We start from the raw sequence: 6,614 nt of genomic DNA on the forward strand, positions 1-6,614 counted from the left end.
ATAACGATAATTGGGCATCCGCGCAACAGGCGAAGACGACGGCAGATGGCGCATCTCGCAGACAGGGTGGCGGCGCGGCCGGCGAAAGCGGGCTTCGCTTTCGATGCGCTCAAGCGCGACATCATGCTCGGAACGCTCGCCCCCGGAGCCGGGCTGACCGAGCTCGAACTGGCGGCGCGCTTCCAGTGCAGCCAGGGCACGGTGCGCGAAGCGCTCCTGCAGCTGCAGGAGGAAGGGCTCGTTCATCGGCGCGGCCATCGCGGCACGCAGGTGAGCGATTGCACGCAGGACGAGGCCGTCGAAATGTTCCGCCTGCGCGACCAGATCGAAACGGCCGGGCTGCCCCGCGCCATGGCGACGCCGAGCCAGGGGCTGGTGGCGGATCTCGAATCCATGCTCGCGGGCATGCTGGCCGCCGCCGCGGCGGATGACGAATTGCTGCTGGCGGCGATCGACCGCGACTTCCACCGCCGCATCCTGCGCGACGCCCGCCTGCCCGCTCTCGATCCGATCCTGCATCGTTGCCTGGTGCATAATCACCGCTTCAAGATCTCGCAGAGCCGCGGCACGCGCGACCTGACCGCGACCGCGCTGCGCCATCGCAGCCTGATCGACGCCATCGCGGCCCGCGACGTCGGCGCGGCGATGAGCGCGATGCGGCACCACATCGCCACGATCGTCGATCTCGGTCCCGCCGTCTTTCCGGGGCAGAGCCAATGACGATCGACCCCGGCGTGATCTCGGCGGAGATGGTCGCGGTGCATGAGCGTGCCGCCGCTGAAATCGGCCCCTTGCCGGACGCCACTCTGCTGCCCCCGGCGGAGGGGAGGGCGCTGTCGGAGCGCGTCAATGAGCGCTGGAACCGCGACCTTCCGGAAATGGCCGGCAAGAGCGCGACGCTCGTCCCTGCCGATCCGGATCTCGGTTCGGCCGACTGCCCGCTCACCATCCTGTCGCCATCGCAGGCCGCGGGCGGCACGATCCTCTATGTCCATGGCGGGGGCTTCGCTTTCGGGAGCTCGCGCTCGCATGAGCGGACCGCGCGGGTTCTGGCGGGCGAAGCCGGCATGGATATCGTCCTGCCGGATTATCGGCTGGCGCCCGAAGATCCTTTTCCCGCCGGGCTCCGGGATGTCGTCGCCTGCCTGCGGGCCCTGATCGCCGGCGCCGTTCGGGGCCTCGGCCAGGCCCCGGTTCTCGTCGCCGGCGACTCGGCCGGCGCCAATCTCGCTTTGGCGGCGATTCTCCACGAGCAGGCGCAGGGCCGGCCGCTGCCGGCGGGGGCGCTGCTGTTCTACGGCAATTACGCCGCCGATCTGACGGGCGACTCCTATCGGCGCTTCGCCGAGGGGCCGGGCCTGACCACTGCGCGCATGGCCCGCTACTGGGGCTGGTACGCGGCCGGCCGCGACATCGCCCGCGAGCCGCTCGCCTGCCCCCTGGCGGCGAGCGACGCCGCGCTCGCAGCGCTGCCGCCGTTGCATCTGATGGCCGCCGGGGTGGACCCCCTGCTGTCGGACAGCGTCGCGCTGCAGGCGCGCCTGGCCGGGCTCGGCCGGACGGAGACGCTCGATATCGTCCCCGGCGTCACCCATGGCTTCCTGCAGGCGACACGCGAACTCGCTGCTGCGCGCGAGGCGCTCGCGGCTGCGGGAGCCGCAGCCAGAACGATCATAAAAAACCTCGAAACAGCTTCACGGGAGGAAGCGCATCATGGGATGGTGGACAACATTCGCCGGTAGCTTCGCGCTGGCCGCCGGACTCGCGGTCGCCTCGGCCAAGGCCGAGACGGTGCGGTTCTGGTATCATTTCGACAACCCGGCCAATCCGATGTCGGCGCTCGTCTCGGCATTCGAGAAGGCCAATCCGGGCATCAAGATCCAGGCCGAGAACGTTCCCTGGAACAGCTATTACGACAATCTCTACACCTCGCTCGTCGGCGGCAACGCGCCCGATGCCGCGATGGTCAAGCTCTTCGCCCAACCGCAGCTGATGGAGATGGGGGCGCTCGAGCCGCTCAACCGGCGCCTCGACGCCTGGCCCGGCAAGGCCGACCTGCTCGACAATCTGCTGACGCTGAACAAGGCGCCTGACGGCAAACAGTATTACCTGCCGATCCAGTACGTGGTGCTCTACCTCTATTACCGGGCCGATCTCTTCGCCGAGGCGGGGCTGAAGCCGCCGGCGACCTGCGAGGATTTCCGCGAGGCGGCGTCGAAGCTCACCAAGGCGCCGGAGCGCTACGGCTTCGGCCTGCGCGGCGGCAAGGGCGGCTGGGACCAGTGGGGCGCCTTCGTCCTGTCGCAGGGCGGGGACCTCAAGCCCGGCGGCCTGACCAACCCCCGAGCGGTCGCCGCCAATCAATGGGTGATCGACCTCTTCCGCAAGGACAAGGTGATCCCGCCGTCCGCGCCGAATGATGGCTTCCAGGAGATCATCGCCGCGTTCAAGGCCGGCAAGACCGCGATGACGATCCACCATATCGGGTCCTCGAAGGATCTGGTCGCCGCGCTGGGAAACAAGGTCTCGGCCGTGCCGGTGCCGACATGCGGTGGTGGGCGGTGGACTTCCTATGGCGATGAGTCGCTGGCGGTCTTTTCCTCGTCCAAGGCCAAGGACGCCGCCTGGAAATGGATCTCCTTCCTCGCCGAGGGCGAGAACAACGTCGCCTTCAACAGCGCGACCGGCCAGCTCACCGTCACCCGCAGCGGCTCGCAGAACTGGACGCTGCACGAGCGCCGCTTCGTGGACGCCACGGTGCAGTCGCTGCCCTTCGCGAAGGTTCTGCCGCAGACCGCAGCCACCTCCGAATTCGTCAACACGGCCTGGCAGACGGAGATGCAGCGGGCTCTCACGGGCCAGATCACCTCGCAGCAGATGATGGGCGAGCTCGACAAGCTCTTTACCCCGTAAGCCCGCCGAGCCCTCTCAGGCAGCGGTCCGGGCCCAAGACCGGGCCGCTCGCCTCAACCCTTCGCGTGGATCTCGCCTCCATGTCCGCCATCTCCTCCCTCCCGAGAGCCGAACGGCGCTTCGCCTTCCGCACGGCGAAGCTGGCGCCCTACTGGCTGCTCGCGCCGGCCGTGCTGGTAACGGCGGTCATCGTCTTCCTGCCGATGATCCAGGCGGTGACCACGAGCTTCTACGATCTCGTGCTGTTTCGCCCCAATGCCAGCCGTTTCGTCGGCTTCGCCAACTATGTGAAGCTCTTCAACGACCCGGTGTTCTGGACCGCGCTCGGCCATACCGCGATCTGGATCGGACTGACGGTGCCGCTCCAGATGGGGCTGGGCCTCGTGACAGCGCTCCTGCTCAACCGCGAATTTCCCTGGCGCGGCCTGGCGAGGGCGCTGATCATCATTCCCTGGGCGCTGCCAAGCGTGGTGATCGCGCTGATGTGGCGCTGGATCTACGATCCGACCACGGGGGTGCTGAACGACATCCTGCTCTACCTCTCGATCGTGCGCTCCGCCGTGCCCTGGCTCGCCGACCCCGATGTCGCGCTCTATGCGGTGATCGCGACGCTGACCTGGCAGGGCTTTCCCTTCTTCGCGGTCATGATCCTGGCCGCCCTCCAAGGCATCCCCAGGAGCCAGTACGAGGCCGCCTCGCTGGATGGAGCCTCGCCCTGGCGGCAGTTCCTGCATGTGACGCTGCCCGGCATCGCTCCGGTTCTGGCGACGGCCGGCCTGCTGCGCGTCATCTGGGTCGCCAATTCCATGGACGTGATCTTCGTCATGACCGGGGGCGGGCCGGGCTACGCCACCCACACCCTGCCGCTCTACGCCTTCGTGAAGGCCCGGCAGAATCTCGATTTCGGTTACGGCACCGCCATCGCCGTCACCTTCACCCTGCTTCTCGGCGTCTTCGTCGCGATCTACATCGCCCGCACCATGCGCGAGGCCGCCCGATGAAGCGTTCCTCACGCTTACGCCGCATCCTGACGACCGATCTGCCGGTGCTGGCGATCGTGATCTTCGCGATGGCGCCTTTCGCCTGGATGATCCTGACCTCGCTGACGCCCTCGGCCGCGATCTCCGCCACCGGCGTCGCCCTGTCTCCGAAGGGCTGGAGCCTCGACAATTATGTCAGGCTCTTCGCCCAGACCTCCTTCCTCAAGAACATGCTCGACAGCCTGATCATCGCATCGGGCACGATGGCGCTCGGCCTCGTCGTGGCGGTGGGCGCGGCCTATGCCTTTTCGCGCTTCCGCTTTTTCGGGCGCAGGGCGCTGATGCTGCAGTTCCTGCTCATCAACATGTTCCCGGTCGTCCTGCTGATCCTGCCGCTCTTCGTGCTGATGCGGAAGCTCGGGTTGCTCGACACCCATCTGGCCCTCATCCTGGCCAACGCCACCGTCGCCATCCCCTTCGCGGTCTGGATGCTGACGAGCTATGTCGCGGCGATCCCCAAGAGCCTCGACGAGGCGGCGATGACGGATGGCTGCTCGCGCCTGACGACGCTGCGGCGCATCGTCCTGCCGCTGATGGTGCCGGGCATCATCTCGACCGGCATCTACATCTTCATCACCGCCTGGAACGAGTATCTCTACGCACTGACCCTGGGGGGCCGGAACGTCCGCCCCGTCACCGTCGCGATCCAGACGCTCATCGGCGAATACCAGATCGAATGGGGCCTGCTCGCCGCCGGGGCGGTGGTCGGCGCCCTGCCGGCGACGCTTCTCTTTCTGCTCGTGCAACGGCGCCTGATCGGCGGCCTGACCCAGGGCGCCGTCAAGGGCTGACAGCTTCGGATCTGCAAAGGATATGTCCATGAACCCGATCGGGTTGATCTCCATGCAATATGCCCGGCCCTTCGTAGCCGAGCATTTCCGCCTGTTCGAGCGCATGCGCGCGCATGGCTATGATTTCGTCGAACTCCTGGTGCCGGAGCCGGGCGAGATCGATCTCTCGCAGGCACGTAAGGCGCTCGACGGCGCGGGGCTGGGTGTCGTGCTCGCGGCCCGCGTCAATCTGCAACGCAATCTCAGCGCCGCCGAGAAGGACGCGCACCGGGCCGGCATCGACTATCTGAAATACACGGTCGATTGCGCGATCGGTCTCGGCGCCACCATCGTCGGCGGGCCGCTGACCGGCAATCCCCTGGTCTTCGCCGGCCGCCCGCCCCAGCCCGTGGCGGACGACGAGCGCCTCGCCCGCAAGCAGCGCTGTGTCGAGGGCTTGCAGGAGGCCGGCGACTATGCCGCCTCGGCCGGCGTCACGCTCGCGGTGGAGCCTCTGAACCGCTTCGAGAGCGATGTCCTGTGCACCACGCAGCAGGCGGTCGAACTGCTCGACGCGGTCGATCATCCGGGCGTCAGAATGATGCTCGACACCTTCCACATGCATATGGAGGAAAGCTCGATCGCCGAGGCGATCCTGCTCGCCGGCGAGCGCGTCGCGCATTTCCAGGCCAATGAGAATCATCGCGGCTTTCCCGGCACAGGCGCGACCGACTGGGTTTCCGTCTGCCGCGCTCTGCACCAGATCGGCTACACCGGCCCGATCTCGCTCGAGCCGTTCCGCCGCCGCGACGACCGCTTCGGCGTGCCCTTCGCGCAATGGCGCGCGCCGCATGAGGACGAGAGCGACCGCCTCGCCGCGAGCGTCGCCTTCATGAAGTCCCATCTCACCTTGACGGAATACCGCCGATGACCCTGAACATCGCCTGGATCGGCTGCGGCGTCCACGCCACCCAGATGCTGCTGCCGCAGCTCGTGCGTCATGACGTGAAGATCGCGGCGCTCTGCGATATCGACGGTGCTCGCCTCGCTCAGGCCGGCCGGCAGTTCGGCGTCGGCGCGCTGACGAGCGATGTCGAGACCCTGCTGGCGACGCCCGGCATCGATGCGGTCGGCATGGCCGTCGGTCCCGATCAGCATCTGGCCTTCGGCAAGAAGGCGCTGGAACGGGGCCTGCCGGTCTTCATCGAGAAGCCGCCGGCCGCGACCGCCGCCGGTGCGCGCGAACTGCTCGCCGCTTCGGAAAAAGCGCGAAAGCCGCTGCTGGTCGGCTTCATGAAGCGCTACTCGATCGGCAACCGGATGGCGGCCAATATCCTGCGCTCGGGCCGCTTCGGCGAGGTGCTGGGCCTCACCGGCTATTACATGACCGCGCCCGGCTACTTCGCCGGCAATGTCGATTACACCGGCTTCCTGCTGCACCATTGCGTCCATTACATGGATCTGGTGTCGTTCCTGGTCTCCCCAGTTCGCTCGATCACGGCGCGCAAGGTCGAGAAGGTGCCCGGCCGCATTCTCTTCCATGTCGGTTTCGAGTTCGAATGCGGAGCCATCGGCACGATCGCGATGGGAACCTCGCAATCGCGCGGCACCCCGGTCGAGCGCATCGAGCTCATGGGCGACCATCAGCGCATCGAGATCGAGGACGTCGTCGAAATCCGCTGGCACCGCAATCCGCCGTTCAAGATCGACGATCTCGGCGCGACGCTTTCGGAGGAGGTCGATACGCTGAGCTGGAAGCCGAACTTCACCGCCGCCGCGAACGAGGACCCGAAAGGCTATCATGCGCTGCTGGCGGATGTCGTGCCGGCCCTGATGGGAACGGCGACGCCGGCACCGACCATCGCGGATGGCGTGATCGCCATGGAGCGCC

The 6,614-nt window shown here is 67.3% G+C and carries 7 protein-coding genes; all 7 read left to right on the forward strand.

Annotated elements, in window-relative coordinates:
• Positions 1–45 precede the first annotated feature (45 nt).
• Positions 46–720, forward strand: coding sequence for a GntR family transcriptional regulator (locus ACOJTB_RS14180; protein ID WP_420103173.1), 675 nt, complete (start codon positions 46–48; stop codon positions 718–720).
• Positions 717–1,742 carry an alpha/beta hydrolase gene (locus ACOJTB_RS14185; RefSeq protein WP_420103174.1) on the forward strand — a complete coding sequence of 342 codons (1,026 nt, stop codon included), beginning with the start codon at positions 717–719 and terminating at the stop codon, positions 1,740–1,742. Before ACOJTB_RS14180 ends, ACOJTB_RS14185 begins: the two co-directional genes overlap by 4 nt.
• Positions 1,714–2,913, forward strand: a complete 1,200-nt coding sequence (locus tag ACOJTB_RS14190) for an ABC transporter substrate-binding protein (RefSeq protein WP_420103175.1) — start codon at positions 1,714–1,716, stop codon at positions 2,911–2,913. The genes ACOJTB_RS14185 and ACOJTB_RS14190 overlap by 29 nt, the downstream gene beginning before the upstream one ends.
• Positions 2,914–2,993: 80 nt before the next feature.
• Entirely contained in the window at positions 2,994–3,914 is a 921-nt protein-coding gene (locus ACOJTB_RS14195) for a carbohydrate ABC transporter permease (RefSeq protein ID WP_420103176.1), read from the forward strand.
• Positions 3,911–4,744 (forward strand): carbohydrate ABC transporter permease, encoded by an 834-nt coding sequence (locus tag ACOJTB_RS14200; RefSeq protein ID WP_420103177.1) that lies wholly within the window; start codon positions 3,911–3,913, stop codon positions 4,742–4,744. The genes ACOJTB_RS14195 and ACOJTB_RS14200 overlap by 4 nt, the downstream gene beginning before the upstream one ends.
• Positions 4,745–4,772: 28 nt before the next feature.
• Entirely contained in the window at positions 4,773–5,654 is an 882-nt protein-coding gene (locus ACOJTB_RS14205; protein ID WP_420103178.1) for a sugar phosphate isomerase/epimerase family protein, read from the forward strand.
• Positions 5,651–6,614: Gfo/Idh/MocA family protein (locus ACOJTB_RS14210; RefSeq protein WP_420103179.1), on the forward strand; the 964-nt coding region annotated here is incomplete at its 3' end. The genes ACOJTB_RS14205 and ACOJTB_RS14210, both read left to right, overlap by 4 nt.

Source organism: Allobosea sp. (genome assembly GCF_048595345.1).
In the GTDB taxonomy this organism is placed as follows: domain Bacteria; phylum Pseudomonadota; class Alphaproteobacteria; order Rhizobiales; family Beijerinckiaceae; genus Allobosea.